The 22,984-nt window shown below is 45.7% G+C and carries 16 protein-coding genes; 7 read left to right on the top strand and 9 right to left on the bottom strand.

The genetic code is table 11. The features are described 5' to 3' along the window. Nucleotides 1-123: 123 nt before the first annotated feature. The 3 genes from QUB24_RS30305 (at nt 124) to QUB24_RS30315 (ending at nt 1,110) form a co-directional block, all read left to right on the top strand. Nucleotides 124-309: a hypothetical protein gene (locus QUB24_RS30305; RefSeq protein WP_333157280.1), complete on the top strand. Its 186-nt coding sequence runs from the start codon at nt 124-126 to the stop codon at nt 307-309. A gap of 109 nt (nt 310-418) precedes the next feature. Next, entirely contained in the window at nt 419-739 is a 321-nt protein-coding gene (locus QUB24_RS30310) for a hypothetical protein (protein WP_333157281.1), read from the top strand. A 29-nt stretch (nt 740-768) separates the two neighbouring features. Continuing rightward, nucleotides 769-1,110 (top strand): HNH endonuclease, encoded by a 342-nt coding sequence (locus QUB24_RS30315; protein WP_333157282.1) that lies wholly within the window; start codon nt 769-771, stop codon nt 1,108-1,110. A gap of 152 nt (nt 1,111-1,262) precedes the next feature. Here QUB24_RS30315 and petL read toward each other — a convergent pair whose 3' ends face one another. Then, nucleotides 1,263-1,364, bottom strand: a complete 102-nt coding sequence (petL, locus tag QUB24_RS30320; protein ID WP_333157283.1) for a cytochrome b6-f complex subunit PetL — start codon at nt 1,362-1,364, stop codon at nt 1,263-1,265. 517 nt (nt 1,365-1,881) lie between these two features. Between petL and aroB the strand changes: the two genes are divergently transcribed. Continuing rightward, on the top strand, nt 1,882-2,976 hold the full coding sequence (aroB, locus tag QUB24_RS30325) for a 3-dehydroquinate synthase (protein WP_333157284.1): 1,095 nt from the start codon (nt 1,882-1,884) through the stop codon (nt 2,974-2,976). A gap of 96 nt (nt 2,977-3,072) precedes the next feature. On the opposite strand, the gene QUB24_RS30330 is transcribed toward aroB, so the two are convergent. Then, complete coding sequence (locus tag QUB24_RS30330; RefSeq protein ID WP_333157285.1) at nt 3,073-3,843, bottom strand: tetratricopeptide repeat protein; 771 nt, start codon at nt 3,841-3,843, stop codon at nt 3,073-3,075. Between the two features lie 191 nt (nt 3,844-4,034). Between QUB24_RS30330 and QUB24_RS30335 the strand changes: the two genes are divergently transcribed. After that, entirely contained in the window at nt 4,035-4,871 is an 837-nt protein-coding gene (locus QUB24_RS30335) for a stomatin-like protein (protein WP_333139210.1), read from the top strand. Here QUB24_RS30335 and folP read toward each other — a convergent pair. The 5 genes from folP to QUB24_RS30360 all read right to left on the bottom strand — a co-directional run bounded on the left by folP (nt 4,862) and on the right by QUB24_RS30360 (nt 8,576). After that, nucleotides 4,862-5,731: a dihydropteroate synthase gene (gene folP / locus QUB24_RS30340; protein ID WP_333157286.1), complete on the bottom strand. Its 870-nt coding sequence runs from the start codon at nt 5,729-5,731 to the stop codon at nt 4,862-4,864. The two genes, QUB24_RS30335 and folP, sit on opposite strands and share 10 nt — an antisense overlap. A 136-nt stretch (nt 5,732-5,867) precedes the next feature. Further along, complete coding sequence (locus tag QUB24_RS30345; protein ID WP_333157287.1) at nt 5,868-6,428, bottom strand: Uma2 family endonuclease; 561 nt, start codon at nt 6,426-6,428, stop codon at nt 5,868-5,870. Between the two features lie 107 nt (nt 6,429-6,535). After that, complete coding sequence (tpiA, locus tag QUB24_RS30350) at nt 6,536-7,261, bottom strand: triose-phosphate isomerase (RefSeq protein ID WP_333157292.1); 726 nt, start codon at nt 7,259-7,261, stop codon at nt 6,536-6,538. Between the two features lie 75 nt (nt 7,262-7,336). Continuing rightward, nucleotides 7,337-7,522 carry a PCP reductase family protein gene (locus QUB24_RS30355; protein ID WP_006633749.1) on the bottom strand — a complete coding sequence of 62 codons (186 nt, stop codon included), beginning with the start codon at nt 7,520-7,522 and terminating at the stop codon, nt 7,337-7,339. A gap of 100 nt (nt 7,523-7,622) precedes the next feature. Further along, the gene (locus QUB24_RS30360) at nt 7,623-8,576 is read right to left on the bottom strand and encodes a hypothetical protein (RefSeq protein ID WP_333157288.1); all 954 of its coding nucleotides are present in this window, start codon (nt 8,574-8,576) and stop codon (nt 7,623-7,625) included. Between the two features lie 838 nt (nt 8,577-9,414). On the opposite strand from QUB24_RS30360, the gene QUB24_RS30370 reads away from it, so the two are divergent. Together QUB24_RS30370 and QUB24_RS30375 are read left to right on the top strand one after the other, a co-directional pair. Next, nucleotides 9,415-10,428, top strand: a complete 1,014-nt coding sequence (locus tag QUB24_RS30370; protein WP_333157289.1) for a PleD family two-component system response regulator — start codon at nt 9,415-9,417, stop codon at nt 10,426-10,428. Nucleotides 10,429-10,671: 243 nt separating this feature from the next. Beyond that, entirely contained in the window at nt 10,672-16,671 is a 6,000-nt protein-coding gene (locus tag QUB24_RS30375) for a PAS domain S-box protein (RefSeq protein ID WP_333157290.1), read from the top strand. 274 nt (nt 16,672-16,945) lie between these two features. On the opposite strand, the gene QUB24_RS30380 is transcribed toward QUB24_RS30375, so the two are convergent. Together QUB24_RS30380 and psbC are read right to left on the bottom strand one after the other, a co-directional pair. Then, complete coding sequence (locus QUB24_RS30380; protein ID WP_333157291.1) at nt 16,946-20,803, bottom strand: GAF domain-containing protein; 3,858 nt, start codon at nt 20,801-20,803, stop codon at nt 16,946-16,948. Nucleotides 20,804-21,371: 568 nt separating this feature from the next. Beyond that, complete coding sequence (psbC, locus tag QUB24_RS30385; protein WP_333102538.1) at nt 21,372-22,751, bottom strand: photosystem II reaction center protein CP43; 1,380 nt, start codon at nt 22,749-22,751, stop codon at nt 21,372-21,374. Nucleotides 22,752-22,984 lie beyond the last annotated feature (233 nt).

Here is a 22,984-nt window from a genome sequence, read left to right on the forward strand (position 1 = left end):
GCATTGACAGCGCCTTCAAGAATTACCTTTTGGTAGTTTCTTTAGAATCCCTGTTGCTTCAGCACAGGGAGTGTCAAGATACCAACATCCAAGCCCAAATTAAACACTCATCCCTGGTGTATCGTGCGACAATTGCCAAATATGCAGCGATTGGTGGTTGCTCGGTTCCACAGTCGGGGCGATGCGGAGGGATACATAGAGATTTTACGGGGGTTGTTGCCGCAGGCTAAACACGCGATCGTTTTTGATACCACAGGGGCTGAGAAATTGCCACAAGTGCGATCGACTCAATTAGAACGAATCTTGTAATTAATCAGGAGCGATCGAATTTTACAACAAGTGCGATCGCTCTTTCCTTAAATTACTTAACAACGGATAAGCTACAATATTTCAGGAGTATCTGAGAGCTTCGATCCCTATGAATACTCAATTAATGGTAAAACCTTCTTCTTTGATGCCCCAAGGCATCAAAATGGTAGAATTTGGGAATATTTACTTATTCAGATTTACCGACGATCTCCAATCTCGAATGGAAGAACTGCTAGAGAGAAAAAGACTAGATTTGTTAGCTGTCGATGAAATTCCAGAATTAGCTGGCATCATCGAACTATCCCGAATTTTTACCTTGATTAACGCCCAACTTTCCACCCAAGCTAACTGGTGTCCGATCGCACTAGACAATTTATACGACAACGAGCTAAATATCTCTGCGAATACTGCCACTCTCCCGAATATCTAAGCCCAGATCGCTTTACCCTGGATCATCTCATGCCCAACTCTCTCGGCGGAGCTGGTGACAGTGAAAATTTAGCATTAGCTTGCCGTCGCTGCAACGAACGCCACTACAATTTTACCAACGGAATTGACCAGGAAACTCAGCAAGAATGTTTATTATTTAATCCTCGTCAGCAGCAGTGGTCAGAACATTTTATCTGGACAGCAGATGGTCTAAATATTGTCCCTAAAACTCCCATAGGTCGAGCAACTTGCAATCGGCTTGACCTTAATGATGAACGTTATGATGAAGAGGATTCGATTCGGCGATCGCGCAGGTTTTGGGTAGAAGGTGGTTGGCATCCACCTGCTGAAGATGCTCGTCAATTAGAATAAGCACGATCGTTCAACCCAAAAGTTTTATGAAATCAAGCACTTGCCCGATCGATCTACAGATAAAACTAGAGATTTTTCGCGCAAATACTTCGCCCAAACGATACTGTTACCAGAGGTTTTAAACCTCTGGTAACAGTATCTAAATTAGCAAATTAGATGAGTTTGACAGCCCGCAGACCAAACATCAGCACTGTCGCCAAGCCGACCATTCCGCCGAAAAGCCCGAAAAAAGTTATTGCTCCGCTAAGAGTCATTGCCATTTCTCCAAAACAATCAATAAAAAGACATTTGACACTCCCCACCTATTAAGGCTGGGGATTCTTGGTTCACTGATACACCTTAAAACTCTCTATCCTTTCGGCACTACTTAAACCAAAAACCCGGTCAATAGAACTAAGTTTCGAGTCTAATTTAGAGGAGTCCCAGCGGGCTTATCTCCGCAAGCTTTAGAGGATTGCTCCCCTTGTTTCCGTATGCCCTACGGTACAACTTGAATATCAAGTATTTGATTTTGCCCTTTAACGGGTGCTCATTGGCTACCCTAGCTCTGTTTATCGTGGTTATCGCCATCCACTACGCATTACTACTTCCTATCCTGTCAAGTGGGGACACCCCAGATTTATATTGTCTTGTGATAGCGGTTTTTCAGCCTGTGCTATCTCTAGTATGCCATACTAGAGCGACACTATATCGACATTAATCCGTCGAAGTGACGGGGTTTTCAACCCAATTTTCTGATAATCTAAAATCTAATATCTAAATTAGATAAATATGCAATCCATAATTAAAGTTGACTTGGGGCCACAATCTTACAATGTTTGCGTGCGATCGGGCGGTTTAGACGAACTCGGCAGTCTGATGGGCGATCTCAGCTTGGGCAAAAAAGTGCTGCTGGTGTCGAATCAGTCGATTTTTCGGCAGTACGGCGAAAGAGCAACAGCAGCCCTCGAATCAGCAGGTCTGGAAGTCAGTAGCTGCATTTTACCACCGGGAGAACAGTACAAAACTTTAAATTCGGTACAGAAAATTTACGGTGCGGCTTTGGAAAACCGTTTAGAACGTTCCTCGACAATGGTGGCTTTGGGCGGCGGGGTGGTTGGCGATATGACGGGTTTTGCTGCAGCGACTTGGCTGCGGGGAATTAATGTTGTGCAGATTCCGACTTCGCTGCTGGCGATGGTTGATGCTTCTATTGGTGGCAAAACGGGAGTAAATCATCCTTTAGGGAAGAATTTAATCGGGGCTTTTCACCAGCCGCGCTTGGTGCTAATTGACCCAGATGTGCTCAAAACTCTGCCGGCGAGGGAGTTTCGGTCGGCGATGGCGGAAGTCATCAAGTACGGGGTGATTTGGGATGCTGAACTTTTTGGGAAGTTGGAGAATTGCAAGCGCTTAGATCAAATGCGCTATGTGAAGGCGGATTTGTTGGCCGAAATTTTGAGCAGGTCTTGCCAAGCTAAGGCTGAGGTGGTAAGCAAAGACGAGAAGGAATCGGGTTTGCGGGCGATTTTGAATTACGGACACACCATTGGTCATGCTGTGGAAAGTTTGACCAATTACAAGGTGATCAATCACGGGGAAGGAGTGGCTATCGGTATGGCTGCGTCAAGCCGATTGGCTGTGGAGTTGGGAATGTGGGATGCTGAGTGCGATCGCCGTCAATCTGCTTTAATTGAAAAAGCGGGTTTACCTGCCAAATTGCCGGCTGGTGTGGATGTTGAGGAAATTTTGCATACTTTGCAACTGGACAAGAAGGTGCAGGATGGCAAGGTGCGGTTTGTGCTGCCGGTGCGCTTGGGTGAGGCTGCTGTGAGCGATCGGGTGGATGGGGATTTGATTATACAAGTTTTGAAGGAAATGCTTTAGATTCTCGTTTTTGGGGCTGTTTAACCGCCGCTGAACGCCCATTAACGCCGATCGCCAAAGATGTTTTTTCTTTCAATGTCCGATCGGCGGTTGAGTTTAGGAACCGCTCGACTGCGAATTAATTTCCTCCAAAATTTTATCTACTCTGTTAGCCGCTTGAGTTCTGCCTTGCTTGATAAATAACTCCTTAGCTTTTTTGAGGCTGGCTACTGCCTCCGCTTGGTTTTCCTTGTCTCCTTGTTGGTACAAACCAACTCCTAAATTGTTTAAAGCATCGGGATATCGATCGTTAATTTTAACGGCTTGTCTCCACTGAACAATTGCCTCGGGCAACTGCCCCTGACTTGCCATCGCCACGCCTAAATCGTTGTGAGCTTTGGCGTGCTGCGGGTTGACTTCAATTGCTTTTTGGAATAGAACGATCGCATCGCTCATTTTACCTTGCCCCGACAGCATAGTTCCCAACTTGTAATAAGCATCCGCTTCTTTGGGATAGCGAGCGATTAGTTGCCGGTACAAAGCTTCGGCATTGACAGCATTTCCTTGACCGTAAAGGTCGTTGGCAGTTCTCAAACCCATCGTGTAGCCTTTACCTACAACTTGGCACTTTTTCTCGGAGTTGCCTTCCTGCTTGCAAATCCTGAGTTCGTCTCCCTTCATCTCGTAGGACATAACTTCCCGAACAGCAGGGCCTCGGCGCGGTGGTTGCAAGTTCTGCGACTGCAAGTTTTGCGAGAGTTGCAGGGCGATTGTCTCAGCCCCGGCCGGTTGGGCCACTGCGACACTGCAGATTCCTGCACCCACCAAAATGCTTGGGGCAATCCACCTCAAAGGTTTGAACCAGGGAAACTCTCGATCGTTTTTCATGTCTTTTGTGGAAACGTGTTGTTGATATCCTGGGTTTCACTAGGGCCGTAAGAGTCGGAGCCGATGGGGCCCACCCGATGAAATAGTTAGTTATTAACAGTCGAGATATTTTAGCACTGCGGGGCCGAGTTTGAGTTAAATTAGAGTAGAATTCCGATCGATTCTCAGTCAACCTTAGCAGGAAAATAGAAATGGGGCAGTCTATTCTTACCATGCTCTTTGCGCTCATCCTCGGCTACGCTGTTAACTCAAGCGTCAAAATAGTCAGCGGTGGCGACGAAGCTTTAGTGGAACGTTTGGGTCAATACAAGCGCACCCTCAAACCAGGATTCCACTTTATCAGTCCCCTGGTCGAAAAAGTAGTCTGCGTGGACACAAGCCGTGAAAGAGTTTTAGACATTAAACCTCAGTCAGCAATCACGGGAGATAATGTGGCTCTCGAAGTCGATGCCGTTGTGTATTGGCGGGTTGTAAATTTACAGAAAGCTTATTATGGAATAGATCAAATTGAAAATGCGATCGCCAACTTAGTTTTAACGACGTTTCGCGCTGAAATTGGTCGATTGCCCATGCAAGACATCTTGGGTTCCCGAGATGACATGAATAAAAAGTTACTCAAGAAGTTGGACGAAGCTACCGAAACTTGGGGTGTCAAAGTAATTCGGGTGGAAATTCAAAGCATTACACCTCCGAAAAGGGTGCAAGAAGCTATGGAATTGGAGCGCGCTACCAAGAGCGAGTGGCAAGCAATGGTCAATAAGGCGATCGGCACTAAGGAGTATATGAGGCTCTTAGTTGAAGCTTTAGACTCACATCCGAATAGCAAGCAAGTTTTGAATTACTTAGTAACGGAAAAATACTTAGACGCTCAACAAAAATTGGGCGAAAGCGACAATGCCAAAATTCTGTTTATGGACCCCCGGAGCATGAGCGAAGCTTTGGGCGAGCTGATGGGTTCTATGCCCGATGTGGTTCATTCTGAGGGCGGGGAAATGAAAGTTATTGATACTCCCACTTCTCAAGACTGATTTCTGAAGATAGCGTCGGCAACCAGACAAACATCGTGCATTTCTCTGACATCGTGAACTCGTAAGATATCTGCCAAATTTGCGATCGCACCTGTACAAGCCGCCGCTGTCCCCCAAACTCTTTGTTTCGCTTCTGGCTGATTCAAAATGTGACCGATGAAGCTTTTTCGCGATACTCCGACTAAAATCGGACAGTTTAAAACACGGAATTTTCGCAACTCTCGCAGAATTTCTAAGTTTTGACTGTAAGTCTTGGCAAAGCCAATACCAGGGTCGAGAATTATTTGAGATTTGTCAATCCCCGCCGCAACTGCTGCCGCAATTCGACTCTCGAAAAATTCCCCAATTTCCCCCATTAAATCGCGATAATCTGTGAGTTGTTGCATCGTCTGGGGAGTTCCCCGAATGTGCATCAAAATTATTGGCACTTTTAACTGAGCAACCGTTGACAGCATTTCCGAGTCAAAAGTAGCTCCCGAAATATCGTTAATTATATCAGCTCCCGCCTCTACCGCAGCTTTCGCAACCTGCGCTCTGGTAGTATCTACCGAAATAGGAACTGAGCCAAAAATATCTGCTTTTTGTCGCAGTATTTGTACTACAGGTATAACGCGATCGATCTCTTCTTCTAATGATATTTCCGCTGCACCAGGCCGAGTAGATTGACCGCCAATATCAATAATATCTACTCCTGATTTTACCATATTTTCCGCTTGCACTAAAGCAGATTCTATGGTAAAGAAATCTCCGCCGTCGCTAAAACTGTCAGGGGTTACGTTCAAAACGCCCATTAAATAAGTGCGTTTTCCCCACTCGAAAGCTTTATTTCTAATTGTAATTTTTTCTGGGTTATTGGTCATGGCGATCGTGGGATTTGATATCGGACTGGACGCACGGGTAGCCAGAAACCGGGTTTTTTCACGACAATATTTGGTTGCAACCCACAGATTCTGTAAAAAACCCGGTTTCTTTGAGTCTTAATGCGTCCAACACTGTTCAACCAAAACTTAACCAGCTAAAAACAGTATCAACTGTCAATTCTAATTCAATTTTATCAATGATTGGCAACAGAGCTGCACCTTTGTACAGTTCTACTTTTTGTCCTGGAAATACTGCCAAAATACTCTCTTCTTCTGGGTCTAATAACCACCCCAACTCAGTTCCGTGTCGGGAACAGTGAAGTAATTTACTCAGCACTTTTGTTTGACTTTGACTTGGGGAGAGAATTTCAATCGACCAGTCTGGATTAATTTCAAAGCGGTTAGCAATTCTACCAGAGGGCAAAAAAGGAATTCTTTCCCATCGGAATACTGCTACATCTGGCACGATTGATGCGCTACCAAATGTGCAGTATAACTCTGGAAAAGCACGGGCAATTTTCTGAGTTTTTGTTACTTGATCGATCGTCTTGCAGAGTTCACCTTGAAGGACGCTGTGTTCACCTTGTGGCAGGGGCTTCTGAATGATTTCTACGTCAAGAAACTCTGAGGCCGGTTCACTTTCAGGAAGTTTGAGGAACTCTTCTAAGGCGGGTTTTGGTTTAACGCTCGCAGTCATAGGTTAATTCTCCCGATCGGAGAAACACTCAACGGCACATCACAATTGTAGGCGATCGCTGTTTAATTCCCGCTGCCCTTGTTCACTTACCACTTAGCAATTACCTATTACTGATAATTGACAATTCGAGCAAAACTCGCAGCTTCCAAACTAGCACCGCCTACCAAAACCCCGTCAATCTCAGGCATCGCCATAACTTCATCAATATTCTCCGGTTTAACAGAGCCGCCGTACTGAATTGGCACGCCCGGATTAGTCAATTTACTGCGAATCAAACCAATAACTCGGTTAGCTTCCTTAGCTTCGCAAGTATCGCCAGTGCCAATCGCCCAAATCGGCTCGTAAGCAATGACTAACTTATTTTGGTCAACACCAACCAAATCTTTTTCCAATTGAGAAAAAATGTGAGCTTCAGTTTCGCCTGCATCTCGCTGCTGCTTGGTTTCCCCAACGCACAGAATCGGAATTAAATCGTATTTCTGAGCCGCTTTTAGCCGCAAATTCACCGTTTCGTCAGTTTCCCCAAAATATTGGCGGCGCTCGCTGTGGCCGATGATGACATAACGGACACCAAGTTCACTCAGCATTGGCCCGGAAATTTCCCCAGTAAAAGCTCCAGACTCTTGCCAGTGGACGTTCTGAGCACCGAGTCTGATCCGGCTGCCGTGCAAATTTTTCGAGAGGACAGCCAAGGAAGTGAAGGGAACGCAAAGCACGACTTCCCGTTCCTCTGGGGTTTCCGTCAGGCAGGACATGAATCCTTGAAGAAACTCTAGGGATTCAGTCCTAGTTTTGTACATTTTCCAGTTGCCAGCAATAACTATTTTCCGCACGGGTGACTCAGTAGCTCTGTGAACATCAAAATCAGGCAACTTATAGTTTAAAGCTTTAGGGTACATTTCGAGCCCTTATTGCCCAAACTCGATGCGAGCTTGCTCAACTAAGTCAACGGTGACGACTTCGGTTTCGGCTTCGCGGGCCAACTGCTCGATGCGGACGCGAGCTTGTCCCCGGACAAAGTAGGGAATATTTTTCAGCTTCGCCTTGGCTTCTGGCGTCCATTTTAAATCATCGGAAAATTCGGAATCGGGCATGGCGTTTTGAGCGATCGACTACAAGCCTTCATGGATCTGGCTTTGATGGAAAGCCTGGATGTATTAAATTTACCACGAGTTGCGATCGCCCCACACCTTCTCACTCTGCCTTAAATTTGTTGCCTAAAATAGCCGACGCTTCTTGTAAAAGCTGATTCTGCTCTTCTCGAATTGCCTCCAACCTTGTCAAAATATTAGCAAGTCGTTCCTGAGACTCCAAACTGTTTGATTCAACTCCCCTCAATTGTAAAGCTGAATTATTTTTATCTTCGGGATTCTTTGAAACCAATGAGTTTACGGCCACTCCACCAAAATTACTTACAGATTTAGAGCCGACACTCCAAACCCCTTGCATAATTTTTCCAGGGCTTTGCAGAATAAATAACCATCCTTCTGCAAAAAAGCTACCTAAAGCCTGCAATAAACCCAAGATCATGAATATAAATAGTAGCAACATTGCTAAAGATATCAGCGGATGACTCACCAACCAGAAGACTACAGGGTGAGAATCAATCCAATCTTTGACAGTACCATTGATAGCGTTTTGAATGGCATCTGAAGCGGCACCGCTCATATTTGCCGCCTTGTTAATGCTATCTTCTAATGAAGCCTTAGCCTTTTCTGTAGCTATATTTACACTCTCTACAGCTTGGCTAGTGCTTTGATTCAGAGTATTAACCGCAGAGTTAGTAGTTTGATTAATAGTTTCTTTGGCCGTTGCCGCAGAGTGAGAAACAGCATCAACAGCTTTGTTGGTACTTTCACTGACTGCACTAACGGCTTGATTCGTGACTTCAGATATAGAAATCCTCGCTTTTTCGGTTTTCTCCGCTACAGTACCTAAAGCATTCTTCGTAGTTTGATTAACAGTATTAACGGCAGAATTCGTAGTTTGAGTCAGAGCTTCTTTTGCCTGATACGCAGTTTCAGAGAGAGAAGATTTAGCTTCGGCTGTTGCTTCGGAAACAGAATTCATTGCTTTTCCGACTTGTTCTGTCCAAACTTCTTTCGTTTTTTGAAAGCTTTGAGAAAAATCAGGCAGTGCTACTTCCATAGTAAGTGAGATCCATCAAGTTAATTTACTGTTTCCCAGTGATTATAGTATATATAGCAATGCTTGCAGGAGTCATAAATTTTTTACCCCACCCCAACCCTCCCCGAACTCGCGGGGAGTCCGTAAGAAATTCACAAATGATGCGAGAATTCCTATAGTATAGCTTCCATCCGCCCATGCTTTGAAAGATGATTCCAACGCTTTGACGATGTGTTCCCGACTCAAACCCAAAGACAGGAGTTTAGACAATATCTGGGGGGATTATTGGGAGAAAGGAGAGAAAACACCTATCCCAGATCGCGCAGAACGCTGTAAATGTTTGTTAACAAAGCTTACGCCTTTTTGCACTCTGTGCTTCCTGGTGCGAACCAACGCTCAACCAAGGGCGAAGCTATACGTGATAGTGTGACCATCAGATGTATTCCCCAAAAATAGATCGGACGATCGCTTAAAAATGAGGCAGGAATTTGATGCACCCGAAAAAGGCTGAATTAAGTTGAGAAATATAGCATATTGTCCCACGAGCGATCGCCAGATAACAGGCGATCGTTCGTCAAAGCTCGCTCGACGTTGTAAAAACTGTTTAATGCCCCCCAAAATAATTACATATTTACAAAAATTAGCGCAAGTGACCAGACTTTATATCTCCGAAAAAAAGCGAAAAATTTTAAGTAGACTGTGGCTGTTGATTTAACAAACCGGACGCTGCCTAGGATGTTGTTGCGGCAGCTTAGCTGGTGTATAATTTATGACATATTTGCCAATTTTTCACTTTCCATCCCAAGCTCAAAATATGCTAGGCTAGAATGTTTCCAAAGTTTAAGATACACCCTGACGTATGTATCAATCATTAGAAGAGTCAGCCATTTCGACTAATCCATCTACGGAACCGTCCTCTCTAATTCTTATCGTGGATGACGATGCCTTGATTCGTTTGCAACTTCGACTGTATTTACAGAAGGAAAAATACCGAGTGGCCGAAGCTAGTGATGGGTTGACAGGGCTAGCAGCTTATGAGGAAGTACATCCAGACCTGATCCTGCTAGATGCAGTGATGCCTACTATGGATGGTTTTGCTTGTTGTCAAAAATTATCTGAAGTGCCTCAGAGCGATCGCCCACCTATTTTGATGATTACTAGCTTAGAAGATAAAGAATCTGTCGATCGAGCGTTTGCAGCAGGAGCGGCTGACTATATCACTAAGCCGATTCACTGGGCTGTTCTGCGACAAAGAGTGCGGCGGTTGATTCAGCAATTCCACTTGCAACAGCAACAAACTCTACTTTACAAGCAGCTAGAGGCCGCCAATCGACAATTAAAATACCTAGCGTCAATGGATGGTTTGACTCAGATTGCCAATCGCCGTCAGTTTGACGAACAGCTAGAGCAGGAGTGGCGACGCATGACGAGGCAGCAAACTCCTTTGTCACTAATTTTGTGTGATATCGATTTCTTCAAGCCTTACAACGATACTTATGGACACCAAGCAGGGGATCTATGTTTACAGCAAGTGGCCACTGCTCTCAATCGCAGTATTAATCGAGCTGGAGATTTAGTCGCACGTTATGGAGGTGAAGAATTTGTAGTGATTTTGCCCGAAACAGAGCTTGAGGGAGCCGTCCAAATCGTTAAAAAAATTCAGGCTTGCGTCCAAGCTTTAGCAATAGTCCATAAGAGTTCTCCGAATCATTGCATTACGCTCAGCTTCGGTATTACCACTGTGATTCCCACCCAAGAGTGCCTGCCAGAAACTTTAATTACTGCTGCCGATGCAGCACTTTATCAAGCCAAAGACCAAGGTCGTAATACTTTTTGTACCAAGACTCATACAGTTAAGGAGTTCACTCATTAAATCATAAGATCAAAAACTCTACCTCTCGTAATTTGGAATAATTTTTTCTTAAAAGTTGAGCGAAATATCAAGTCCTGCATGAGTAAGCATTGGTTGTAGTATTAAAGCTTAAATAATCGGTGGTGCGATCTTCAGGGAAATTTTCAGGTAAATAACAGATCGGCTCTATGGCGTTTTTTTTATCGGAATCAGGTCATATTCAGCAACTAGCGATTATAAAAGTTTATGGGAGGGGCTAGCTCAATGCGTAATAAAAGATGGTTAGGTGCGATCGCCCTTCTCACTGGTGCGGGTGTTCTGGGCAACTATTTCAGTGTGTCTCTTTTATTTGGGGTTGATTTCCTCTTTGGCAGTATTCCCATACTAATTATTACTTACTATTTCGGCTGGGGCTGGGGAGGCTTGGCTGGTATAATAGCAGGCAGCTATACTTATATCCTTTGGCATCATCCATACGCCACGATTATTTTGGTAATTGAGGCTCTGTTTGTAGGGTTTCTTTGCAAGAAGTGCAAACATCCGAACCTCCTTTTATTCGATGGGATTTACTGGTTCTTAATTGGAATGCCCCTCGTTTGGGTTTTCTACGCTCAAATGATGCACATGGACGTGAATCAGGCTATACTCGTTATGTGCAAACAAGCAGCCAACGGCATTTTTAATGCCTTAGTTGCCAGCTTAATCATTTCGTATGCGCCGATTTATCGGTGGGTTACTCATTCAAAAAATCTCGCTCTCTCTTTACAACAAACTATTTTTCATCTGTTGGTTGCTTTTGTCTTTATTCCAGGACTGCTCCTATTAGTTTTTGATGGTAGATACTTTCTTGGTCAAATCCAAACGACGGTGCAAACGGAGTTACAAACAAACGCAAAAAGTCTCACTAGCGCCATATCTAGATGGCATCAGCGACATCTCTTAGCTTTGAATACATTAGCTGAAAAATCGCTCATACCTGAAGCCGCCACTGCTGCTAATACAGCGATTAAATCAGCCGAGCAGCTACAACAAAACATTAGCATGATCGAGCAGATGTTGCCAGATTTCGACAAAATTTATGTTGCCGATTCATCGGGAACAATTTTAGCTACTTCTTCTCCTTTAAATCAAACCCGTCGGCGGTTGATGGAACAAAGCACGGAACATCAATCTCTAATTCCCCTGGCTCAAGAGCGGTTGAGACCTTGGATGACTCCTATCCACAAAGATATATTAGTGGACGAACCTCATGTAGGATTGAATGTACCCCTGCAACTTCAAGGGAATTTTCTTGGGCTGATCCACGGTTCATTAGCATTAAGCAAGATCAAAGCTCTCTACATTTTCCAGAGAAACAATCAGCAAATACGCATTACATTGTTCGATGAAAACAACCGAGTCATTGCTAGTAATCAATCCGACCAAAAGCTTTTGACCAGTGTTGAGGAGTCAAAGGACGGCAGCACTCGCACCTTAGAGGGAACCTTGCAGCAGTGGGTCCCTAGCAAGGGCAAGAATCCGATGATCCGTTGGAAAAACTCTCTGTATATACAGGAATTTACAATTAGCTCCGATCTGGACTGGAGATTACGCTTAGAAATTCCAGCCTCTCCCTATGTAGAAAATTTACAAAATCGCTACAAGGCTGACTTGATTATTCTACTCGTCATCACCATGTTGGCATTTTTGTTTGCAACGCTGGTTAGCGAACGACTGGTCAAGCCATTATCCTATTTAGCTGGTGCGACTGCTGACTTACCCAACAAGCTTTCAGAAGAAACATTTGAATGGCAACATAGCTCTGTTAGGGAAATCAATGAGCTTGCTGGCAATTTTAAATTGATGGCGATCGCGCTTAATCAAAAATTTAGGGAGATTAAACACGCCAACGCTACATTAGAACAGCGGGTTCAAGAACGAACGCAAAAATTATCCATAATCAATCGATCTCTGAAAGCTGAAATTAAGAGACGTAAACAAGCCGAAGCTGAACTAAGAACAAGAGAGGCGACGATACGAGCTTTATATGAAGTCACTGCTACCCAAAATCTCAATTTTGAGCAGCGCATCCAAGCGTTGATTGAGATGGGATGTCAGAATTTTGGGCTTGAATGTGGCATCTTGGGTCGCGTCCAAGATAATCTTTATGAGGTGATGGCTGTGCGATCGCCCGATCGAGTCCTGAAACCAGGTGATGCCCTTGATATTAAGCAAACTTTGTGCTGCGAAGTTTTAGACACCGATGAACCACTAACCATCCAACATACAGGCGCCTCAAAATGGCGTCACCATCCGGCCTACCCTGCCTTTGGCATGGAAGCTTATATTGGAACACGAATTTTAGTTGCAGGCAAAGTCTACACTACCCTCAGCTTTTCTAGTAAATCTCCCCGTGCAGAGAGGTTTAAATCTGCCCATGTGGAATTACTGAAGCTGATGGCTCAATGGATTGGTAGTGAAATTGAAAGGCATCAGGCAGAAGTCGCTCTGCAAGAGAGTGAAGAGCGGTGGGAACTCGCCCTACGTGGTAGTAATGATGGGGTATGGGATTGGAACGTCAACACCAATGAAGTATTCTTTTCGGCTCGCTGGAAAGAAATGTTGGGCTACGAAGACCATGAAATCCCTAATCACCTGGATGAATGGAGCAAGCGAGTGCATCCCGATGATCTCGGTTGGGTGATGCAAGTAATTCAAGATCACTTGGAGGGCAAAACTCCCTTTTATAATACAGAATATCAAGTTCTTTGTAAGGATGGGAGCTACAAGTGGATTCTGGCTCGGGGGCAGGCGCTTTCGGATGAAGCGGGCAGAGTTGTCCGTATGACTGGTTCTCACAGCGATATTACCGAGCGCAAAAAGTTAGAGCAGGAAATTCAAGCCAGAGAGCAATTATTGAATGCTTTCTTTAAAGGAGCTTCCCTAGCAGGGGTGGGGCTGTGTATCCACGATCGGCAGTTTCGATTTTTACAAATCAATGAGGCACTAGCTGAAGTTAATGGCCACTCTGTGGAGGCTCACTTAGGTAAGACAACCGATAATGTTTTGGGAGAATTTGCTGCTGGTGTGAATCCACTATTACAACAGGTTTTAACGACAGGAAAACCTTCCATCAACTTGGAAATTAGCACAGAAGTATCCAGTCAAACTGGTGCCGAGCGCTACTGGCTCGTTTCTCACTTTCCCATTTTCAAGGATGCAGAGCATCCGATAGCAGTGGGCTGCATTCTAATTGAAATTAGCGATCGCAAACGAGCCGAAGCCGAACTGCAACAAATGAGTGCTGCGCTAGAAAATGCCGTGGCAGGCATTTCTCGGCTGGACCCTCAAGGACGCTATATCTCTGTCAATGTGACTTATGCTGCCATCTGCGGATATCAGCAGGAGGAACTGCTAGGGATGGACTGGCAAACAACCGTTCATCCTGAAGATGTGGAGAAGATGGCGGCTGCTTATGAGCAAATGTTGAGAGATGGCAGAGTAGAAGCGGAAGCTAGGGGAAGGCGAAAAAATGGCTCTAGCTTCTATAAACAAGTGGTGATGGTCTCTACTTATGACGAGCAAAATGTGTTTGTCGGGCATCACTGCTTCATGAAGGATATTACCGATCGCAAGCAGGCAGAAGAAGCACTACAACGACAGTTGCAAAAAGCCCTACTGCTGAAGCAAATTACCCAAGAAATTCGGCAAAGCCTTAATGCTCAGCAGATATTTGCAACGGCTGCTATTCAGATTGGGCAAACTTTTGGGGTCAGTCGCTGCTTAATTAGCACATACCAGGACAATCCACTGCCTCAGTTTCCTATCGTTGCAGAGTATCTAGCAGTGGGGTCAGGGCCCAGCCGGGAGCATGATATTTTGTCGGCCAGTCCTGCTTATACAAAACGGTTGATGGCTCAAGATGAAGCCATCGCCTCCTCGGATGTCTATTGCGAATCATTGCTCACCTGTGCTCATTCAATTTGTACCAGTCTCAAATTGAGATCGACATTAGCAGTGCGAACCTCTTACCAAGGAGAACCGAATGGTGCCATTTGTTTGCACCAGTGCGATCGTTACCGTCATTGGACTACGGATCAAGTGGAGTTGCTAGAATCAGTGGCTGCTCAAGTAGGAATTGCCCTAGCTCAAGCCCAATTACTAGAGCAAGAAACTCGACAACGAGAAGAATTAACTCTGAAAAACTTTGCCCTGGAGCAAACTAGACGGGAAGCAGAAGCAGCGAGCCGAGCCAAAAGTGAGTTTCTGGCGATGATGAGCCATGAAATTCGCACTCCCATGAATGCGGTTATTGGTATGACGGGACTACTGCTGGATACAGAACTCAAGGCTCAACAGCGAGACTTTATCGAGACGATTCGCAATAGTGGGGATACCCTCCTGAGTATCATCAACGACATCCTTGACTTCTCCAAAATTGAGTCGGGCAAGCTGGAGCTAGAAATGTATCCCTTGAGCTTGAGAGATTGCATAGAAAATGCGATCGACCAACTTGCAGTTAAAGCAGATGAGAAGGATATTGAGTTGGGCTACCTCATCCAGCCTCAGACTCCTAACTTCATTTTGGGTGATGTCACCCGTCTCCGTCAGATTCTAGTTAACTTGCTCAACAATGCGATTAAGTTTACTGAAACTGGGGAAGTTACCATTTCCGTAGAAGCCTCTCTAGTTGATTCTGACAAAACAATTTCTGAGCCAGGGAACTTGTCAGAAAGCTTGTATGAAATCCAGTTTGCCATTCAAGACACAGGCATTGGTATTCCAGCCAACCGGCTCGATCGACTGTTCAAGTCTTTTAGTCAAGTAGATGCTTCGACGACTCGGCAGTATGGAGGGACTGGTTTAGGTCTGGCGATTAGTAAGCGACTTAGTGAAATGATGAACGGCATGATGTGGGTTGAAACCCGAGGTCACGTCGGAGGAACCCCTTCACCAAAATGGCAAGCCACTAAGCTTAATCGAGTCACAATGGGTTCTACCTTCTACTTCACGATTGTGGCATCCTCTGTTGCTACTGAGTTAGCGGAACCGATGGAAATGATACCAGAACTATCTGGCAAGCGTTTATTAATCGTGGATGACCAGCCCACTAACCGACAAATTCTGACATTGCAAGCAGAGAGTTGGGGGATGCAGAGTCTGGCTGCCCAATCGGCTGTGGAAGCGCTCAACTGGCTTGAGACTGGAGAAAGCTTTGATATCGCTATTTTAGATATGCAAATGCCACAAATGGACGGTCTCACACTCGCCTCAGTCATCCACCAGCATCCTAAGTGCCACCGTTTACCCCTCGTGTTGCTGACTTCAATGGGCTACCCAGAAGCGAGTTCTTCAGCGCTCTCCACTCACTTTGCCGCTTGTTTAAGCAAACCCATCAAACAATCCCAGCTCTATCAAATACTGATCCATGTGCTACAAGGTCAACCGAAAAAAGTTCAACAACAGCTCCCTAGATCTGTTATTGATGATATGAAGCTGGCCGAGAGACTCCCACTGCGAATTCTTTTAGCAGAGGATCATCTGGTGAATCAGAAGGTGGCACTGCTGCTGTTAGAGCGTTTGGGATACCGGGCGGATATTGCTGCCAATGGATTAGAAGTTTTGGAAGCCCTGAATCGCCAGCCTTATGATGTAGTGCTGATGGATGTACAAATGCCAGAGATGGATGGACTAGAAGCCAGCCGTCGTATTTGTGAGCAGTGGCCGGCTCATACTCGTCCCTGGATTATTGCAATGACGGCAAATGCCATGCAGGGCGATCGCCAGGTTTGTCTTGATGCTGGCATGAATGACTATATCAGTAAACCAATTCGACTAGAGGCTCTCAACCAAGCGCTGAGTCAGTGTCCACCCAACCCGGAACCGCAGCAGGCCCAAAAGGAGGAATCCGATAGCAAGAAGCCAGAAATTGATGTGCCAGCGGTTAACCTCACTGAACTGCAAGCCTTCTGTAGCAGCATCGATCAAGATTCAACCGAGATTTTGAGCTTGCTAGCTAATTGCTACTTGGAGGAAGCCGTAAAGTTGCTAGAAGCTATGAAATTAGCGATCGCCCAAGCGGATACTCAAACCCTAAACCGAGCGGCCCATACCCTCAAAGGCAGTAGTGCGAATCTCAGCGCGGCTCCTCTAGCCCACCTTTGTGCCACGTTAGAAGTCATCAGTACCTCTGGTGAACTAGATCGAGCCTCATCCCTATTTGCTCAAATCGAGGGTGAGTACGATCGTGTCAAGAATACTCTCCAACAAGAACTACAAGCATAGCGAAACTAATCTATGAAAGTCAATTAAATAGGCATCTTTTTGCATCAGGACTTAGGCAACTGTCACCCGCCATGCCGCAAAATGGCTATGCGATCGCATCTGCATCTGCGTGAATCAGCGTCAATCCCTTGTCCGGGGCGGTTCATAAATTATCTTTTTTTTACCGCAGATGAGGGCAGATCAACACAGATTAACGCCGATGAATTATATCAATTTCTGCTGTACGCTGCGTGATTGTTGACTGTTGATTGTTGGCTGGATTTTACCATAATGACTAATGACTAATGACTAATGACTGCTGTCGCAGCGGAATCTCGATCACAAACTCAGTACCTTTCCCCAATTCCGAATTGCATTTTAAAACACCGCCGTGTTTCTCTACCACAATTTGGTAACTAATTGACAGTCCTAATCCAGTACCTTTCCCCACTGGCTTAGTCGTGAAAAAAGGGTCAAATATGCGTTGTCTCATAGATTCCGAAATTCCCGTACCGTTATCATAAATCCGAATCAATGCGCTAGGAATAGTACCATTAAGTTGACCAACAGCAGTAGAGATTTTAATTTGAGGAGCTACAGATTGACCAGCGAGCAACTTGTGCGATTCCAAAGCATCGATCGCATTCCCGATTACATTCATAAACACCTGATTCAACTGTCCAGCATAACACTCAACTCGAGGCAAAATGCCGTATTCTTTCACTAGCACAATGTTTGCACCGTCCGCATTAGATTTCAGCCTGTGCTGTAAAATTAACAGCGTGCTGTCAATGCCCTCGTGAATATCAACCGCCTTCATTTGACTTTCGTCAAGACGAGAGAAATTCCTTAAAGACAGAACTATTTGACGGATGCGATCTGCTCCCACCTTCATTGACGATAGCAATTTTGGCAAATCTTCTAGCAGAAATTCCAAGTCAATATCTTCACTCAATTTGTCTATTTCAGGACTATAATCGGGATATTGCTGCTGGTAAAGTTCTAGCAAACTCAGTAAGCTAGCAGTATATTCACTAGCGTGATTGAGATTGCCGTAAATAAAATTAACCGGATTGTTAATTTCGTGAGCAATCCCGGCTACCAGTTGCCCCAAACCCGACATTTTTTCAGTTTGAATCAATTGAGCTTGAGTCTGCTGCAAATCCTTTAAACTTTGAGCGATTTGTTCTGCTTGGCGTCTGGTTTGAGCCAGCAAATCGGCTTGTTGGATAGCTACGCCTAACTGATTGGCAATCTGAGCTAAAAAGTTAACTTCTGAACTTTCCCAACAGCGGCATCCAGAATGTTGATACGCTGTCAGCAAACCCCAAAGTTCTTGTCCTACAAAAATCGGCGCGATCGCATAAGCCTTCACCTGAAATTGCTCTAAAATACCGACGTGACACTCGGAGTGACAAGCTTGATAGATATCGTCAACGGCTATAGTTTCATTATTCAGATACTTGCCGCCTTGGTTTGACTGCAAATAAGTATCTTGCCAAGCCGTATTGATACCTTCCCCTACCAATTTCCTCCAGCCATTTTTTACAAATTCGGCAATATATTGACCGCTAAAATCAGGATTGAAGCGATAAACGGCTATTCTATCGACTTGCATAAACTGACAAACTTCTTGAGTAGCCGTCTTAAAAATTGCGTCGATATCGAGAGATTCCCGAATCTTGACCACCACTTCAAACAGTATCCGCTGTTGCTCGGCTACCCACTGCAAATCAACTGATTGCTGCCGCGTTTTAGCCAACAAATCTGCTTGTTCTAATCCTACACTCAACTGAATTCCCACTTGCGTAGCAAACTGAATTTCCGAAGTGTTCCAATGGCGCGAACCGCTGCACTGGTGCACGCACAGCAAACCCCAAAGTTCACTGCCATTCATCAGCGGCATAATCACCTGAGCTCTAATTTGAAATTGAGCTAAAAGAGCAACATGGCAGTCTGAAAGTCCTGCATTTTCGACATCTTGTAGCACTTGAATCTGTCCCTGACTATATTTTTTGGCATACTTTTCGCTAAAGAAATGATCGCGAACTTTTACATCCATTGCCGAAGAAAAACCAGGCAAAACATCTTCGGTAATAAATTCGCCTTCATTAAAGTTTAAACTCGGATAGAAGCGATAAATGCCAACTCTATCGGCTTTTAATATCCGCCGCAATTCTGTAGTTGTAGTACGAAAAATTGTATCTAAATCGAGAGATTGTCGAATCTTAGCAACTACCTCAAACAGTATTCGCTCCTGCTCTGCTGCCCGGTGCAACTCAACTGCTTGCTGCTGAGTTTGAGCTAGCAAATCGGCTTGTTCTAAAGCGATGCTTAGCTGAGCGGAAATTTGGGTAGCAAACTTAATTTCGGAAGATTCCCAGTTGCGGGGAGCCGAACATTGGTGTACGCAAAGCAACCCCCAAAGGTCGTTGCCTTTCATAATCGGTGCAACTAAAGTAGCTTTGACCTGAAATTGCTCCAAGACTTTCTGAAAGCAATCTTGCAGTCCGGCTTGTCTGATGTCGGACATGGCGTGAACTCGCCCCTGAGAGTAAAGATTGGCGTAGTTTTCTCCAAAGCAGCGATCGTTCACTTTGACTGCCATTGCTGACCGAAAATCTGGCAAAACATCTTCGGCAACGAATTCGCCGTCGTTAAATTCTGATGCGGAATCAAAGCGGTAAACCGCCACTCTATCGGCATTTAAAGCCCGCCGCACTTCCTGGGACATCGTGCTAAAAATCTTGTTTAAGTCGAGGGATTGCCGCATTTTTGCCACCACTTCAAACAGCACTCGCTGCTGTTGGGTCAACTGCTGTAGTTGAGCAGTGCGCTTTTGAACTTGATTTTCTAAATTGGTGTTAAGTTCCTCTATTTGTCGATCGAGTTGGTAGTGGTTAATAGCATTAGAAAAGTGCGTGCCAAAAATGTGGAGCAATTCAATTTCTTCAGCATTCCATTCGCGAATTTGAGCTGTTTTTGACTCTTTCCACGCTTCAAAAGATATCCGAGATTGGGCGAGTCGCTCGTCGCTATCAAACTGTCTAGCCCAGAGAGTTTCGGTGTCAAATTCTTCTCGAAAAATGGTCAAGTAACCGAATATTTGCTGGCGGGTTCTGAGCGGTACGACTAAAATGCTGCGAATTTTGGTCGATCGAAATGCAGGTTGCAGGCTTCTCAAACTGCTAAGTTGGTACAAGTCGGGAATTGCCCAAACCTGTTGCTCGCCGGATTTAAAATATTCGTGCCAGACGCTGTATTGCTCAACCTGCGGGTATTTTGCCGAAATTGGCATCTTCGGCCCTGAGCCGCAAGTGTAGACTGTGAGTTCGCCAGTGGAGTTATCCGAATAGGGAACTAGATTCGGAACTTTGCTGCTGTCGGAAATGAATGGTGTGGCGAAAATGCACAGCCTGCCGCCGGCGGCGTCTAGTGCTGCTACCGATTCTGCCAAAGCTGTTTGGAGTTCAATCGCCGGCGGGGAGTTAAGGGCTGCGGCGACGCGGTTGACGGCTGCTTCCCGTTGAGCTTTCGCCCTCGCTTGGGCGAGGAGGGTTGATTGGGCTATGGCGACGCCGAGCTGATCTGCCACCATCTGAACGCCTTGGAGTTCGTTTTCTGCCACACTCCGGGACTCGGAGTGGTGAGATACCAACAACCCCCAGAATTCTTCGCCGTGAAAAATTGGTACTACTAAGCAAGCCTTGACGCCCAGTGCAGTCAAGTATTCAGCGTGGCAGGGGTCAACCGCACGAAAGCGCATTTCGTCGGGCAGCAGTTGGCCGGAAACCGCCTCGCGGCGCGGACTTTGGCCTAGCTGCCCGGAATCTATATCGACGATTGATCGCACCTGTACTTGCGCGAACAGTTCGCGGGCGTGAGGGGGAATATCGTCTGCTGGAAAATGCAGACCCAATAGGGATGGCAAGCGGTTGCCGTTAATTGATTCGGCAATCACTTCACCGCTACCGTCGCTATGAAATTTGTAGATTTTTACTCTGTCTGTTCCCAAGAAGGATTGAACTTCTGCTGCTGTTGCGCTCAGAATTTCGGGTAGTTCTAGAGAGCGACGAATGCGGTTGGCGATGCGTTCGAGCAAATTTGCTCGATCGAACCTCACCTTGAGATTTTCGATCTTTAATGAGTCCATTATTAATCTTTTGCTTTCCTAGCAATAATAGTAAGTGGCCCAAAAGTTTTGTGCCTGTTAAAAAATTCGGCAAGCACAGCCATTTAATAAAATATAAATATCCTGATGCCGATCGTCGATTAGTTTTGCACCTGTAGCGATCTGCCTTAAAATTGCAACTTTTCAGTGCAACTTTCCATTGTGTGGGATTAAAACTTTGGTACTTTAAATATAAACTTTGTAGAGCCTGCCTTGCAAGTCTCATACCCTAACTGATGAAAATTGTCAAGTTGTAAGACTTGCAGAGTCATTCACCGCCAGCGAGGAAGGTCGCACCGAAATATCTCAGTCCTGGATGCAAAAGCTCGCTGAGGAAAGAGCTGACGGAAAGAAACAGGATTGAATTCAACAGGTTAACTCAGAAACCTGGTTTCTAAGTCTAGGATTCTATCTGCTGCTAGCGGGTTCGGAGAACAGTCGATCGACAATCCGTAGCTTTTTCAGATATTATTAGGTCAAAAAAAAGCTCCTGCAGTTAAGCAGGAGCCTTTTTCAACTAGACAATCAAATCAGAAATAAATTCGATCGATTAGTCCAAATCAGGCATAGCCAGCACTGGTTCATTTTCGCGATCGATACCCTTCTCAAAGCCAGCGACAGCCGCGCGAGCGCGACCAGCGTGCCACAAGTGGCCGACCAAGAAGAAGAAACCCATCACAAAGTGGAAACAGGACAGCCAAGAACGAGGAGAAGTGAAGTTAAACGAGTTAACTTCAGTCGCCACACCGCCCACAGAGTTCAAAGAACCCAAAGGAGCGTGAGTCATGTACTCAGCCGCGCGACGAGCTTGCCAAGGCTGAATGTCATTCTTGATTTTGTTCAAGTCCAAACCGTTAGTACCGCGCAAGGGTTCCAACCAAGGGCCTTGGAAATCCCAGAAACGCATCGTTTCACCGCCGAAAATGATTTCGCCAGTAGGAGAGCGCATCAGGTATTTACCCAGACCGGTGGGGCCTTGTGCAGAACCGACGTTAGCACCCAAGCGTTGGTCGCGGATCAGGAAGGTCAAAGCTTGCGCTTGAGAAGCTTCCGGGCCCGTCGGGCCGTAGAATTCGCTGGGGTAAGCAGTGTTGTTGAACCAGACAAAGCAGCAAGCGATGAAGCCCATCAGGGACAAAGCGCCCAAGCTGTAAGACAGGTAAGCTTCGCCAGACCAGATTAAGGCGCGGCGAGCCCAGCCGAAAGGCTTGGTCAAAATGTGCCAAACACCGCCAGCGATACAAATCAGGCCCAGCCAGATGTGACCGCCGATGATGTCTTCCATGTTGTTGACGCTGACAATCCAGCCTTCGCCACCAAAAGGAGAGCGCACCAAGTAGCCAAAAATCACAGCCGGATTCAGAGTGGGGTTCGTGATAATACGCACGTCGCCGCCGCCCGGAGCCCAAGTGTCATAGACACCGCCGAAGAACATGGCCTTAGCTACCAACAGCAAGCAACCGCCACCCAACAAAATTAGGTGATAGCCGATGATGTTGGTCATCTGGTTCTTATCTTTCCAGTCGTAGCCGAAGAACGAAGAGTATTCTTCGAGAACTTCCGGGCCGCGAACGGCGTGATAAATGCCGCCCAAACCGAGAACTGCAGATGAAATCAAGTGAAGAACGCCGACTACGAAGAACGGGAAGATATCAGTGACTTCACCGCCGGGGCCTACACCCCAACCCAAAGTAGCGACGTGGGGCATCAAAATTAAGCCCTGTTCGTACATGGGCTTTTCTGGGATAAAGTGAGCGACTTCAAACAAAGTCATTGCACCCGCCCAGAACACGATCAAGCCAGCGTGAGCGACGTGGGCGCCCAGCAGTTTGCCGGAGAGATTGATTAAACGAGCGTTGCCAGACCACCAAGCGAACCCGGAGGATTCTTGGTCGCGACCGCTTGCGTAGGAATTAGAGAGCGTTACCACCCGGTAGAACCTCCAACGATTTTAGATTTTGGATTTTGGGTTTTTTTGTTCCCTAGTAGGGCACGGGAGTACCGCGCCTGCGCCGGGGAATTGGGATTTGGATTTCAGATTAATTTAAAAAAAGTAAATTAATCTGAAATCCAAATCCTGATTTTTTTAAAGTGCGTTACCGCGAGGCAGAACTTCTTCAGGGAAGATGAAGTTTTCGTGGGGTTGGTCTGTCGGAGCCATCC

The organism is Microcoleus sp. B9-D4 (genome assembly GCF_036705105.1).
GTDB lineage: Bacteria > Cyanobacteriota > Cyanobacteriia > Cyanobacteriales > Microcoleaceae > Microcoleus.

Bases quoted from the DNA above. Each gene is read 5' to 3' on its own strand.
- QUB24_RS30310 (WP_333157281.1), top strand. From the start codon at position 419: ATGAATACTCAATTAATGGTAAAACCTTCTTCTTTGATGCCCCAAGGC.
- QUB24_RS30315 (WP_333157282.1), top strand. From the start codon at position 769: ATGCCCAACTCTCTCGGCGGAGCTGGTGACAGTGAAAATTTAGCATTA.
- petL (WP_333157283.1), bottom strand. From the start codon at position 1,364: ATGACTCTTAGCGGAGCAATAACTTTTTTCGGGCTTTTCGGCGGAATG.
- aroB (WP_333157284.1), top strand. From the start codon at position 1,882: ATGCAATCCATAATTAAAGTTGACTTGGGGCCACAATCTTACAATGTT.
- QUB24_RS30330 (WP_333157285.1), bottom strand. From the start codon at position 3,843: ATGAAAAACGATCGAGAGTTTCCCTGGTTCAAACCTTTGAGGTGGATT.
- QUB24_RS30335 (WP_333139210.1), top strand. From the start codon at position 4,035: ATGGGGCAGTCTATTCTTACCATGCTCTTTGCGCTCATCCTCGGCTAC.
- folP (WP_333157286.1), bottom strand. From the start codon at position 5,731: ATGACCAATAACCCAGAAAAAATTACAATTAGAAATAAAGCTTTCGAG.
- QUB24_RS30345 (WP_333157287.1), bottom strand. From the start codon at position 6,428: ATGACTGCGAGCGTTAAACCAAAACCCGCCTTAGAAGAGTTCCTCAAA.
- QUB24_RS30355 (WP_006633749.1), bottom strand. From the start codon at position 7,522: ATGCCCGATTCCGAATTTTCCGATGATTTAAAATGGACGCCAGAAGCC.
- QUB24_RS30360 (WP_333157288.1), bottom strand. From the start codon at position 8,576: ATGGAAGTAGCACTGCCTGATTTTTCTCAAAGCTTTCAAAAAACGAAA.
- QUB24_RS30370 (WP_333157289.1), top strand. From the start codon at position 9,415: ATGTATCAATCATTAGAAGAGTCAGCCATTTCGACTAATCCATCTACG.
- QUB24_RS30375 (WP_333157290.1), top strand. From the start codon at position 10,672: ATGCGTAATAAAAGATGGTTAGGTGCGATCGCCCTTCTCACTGGTGCG.
- QUB24_RS30380 (WP_333157291.1), bottom strand. From the start codon at position 20,803: ATGGACTCATTAAAGATCGAAAATCTCAAGGTGAGGTTCGATCGAGCA.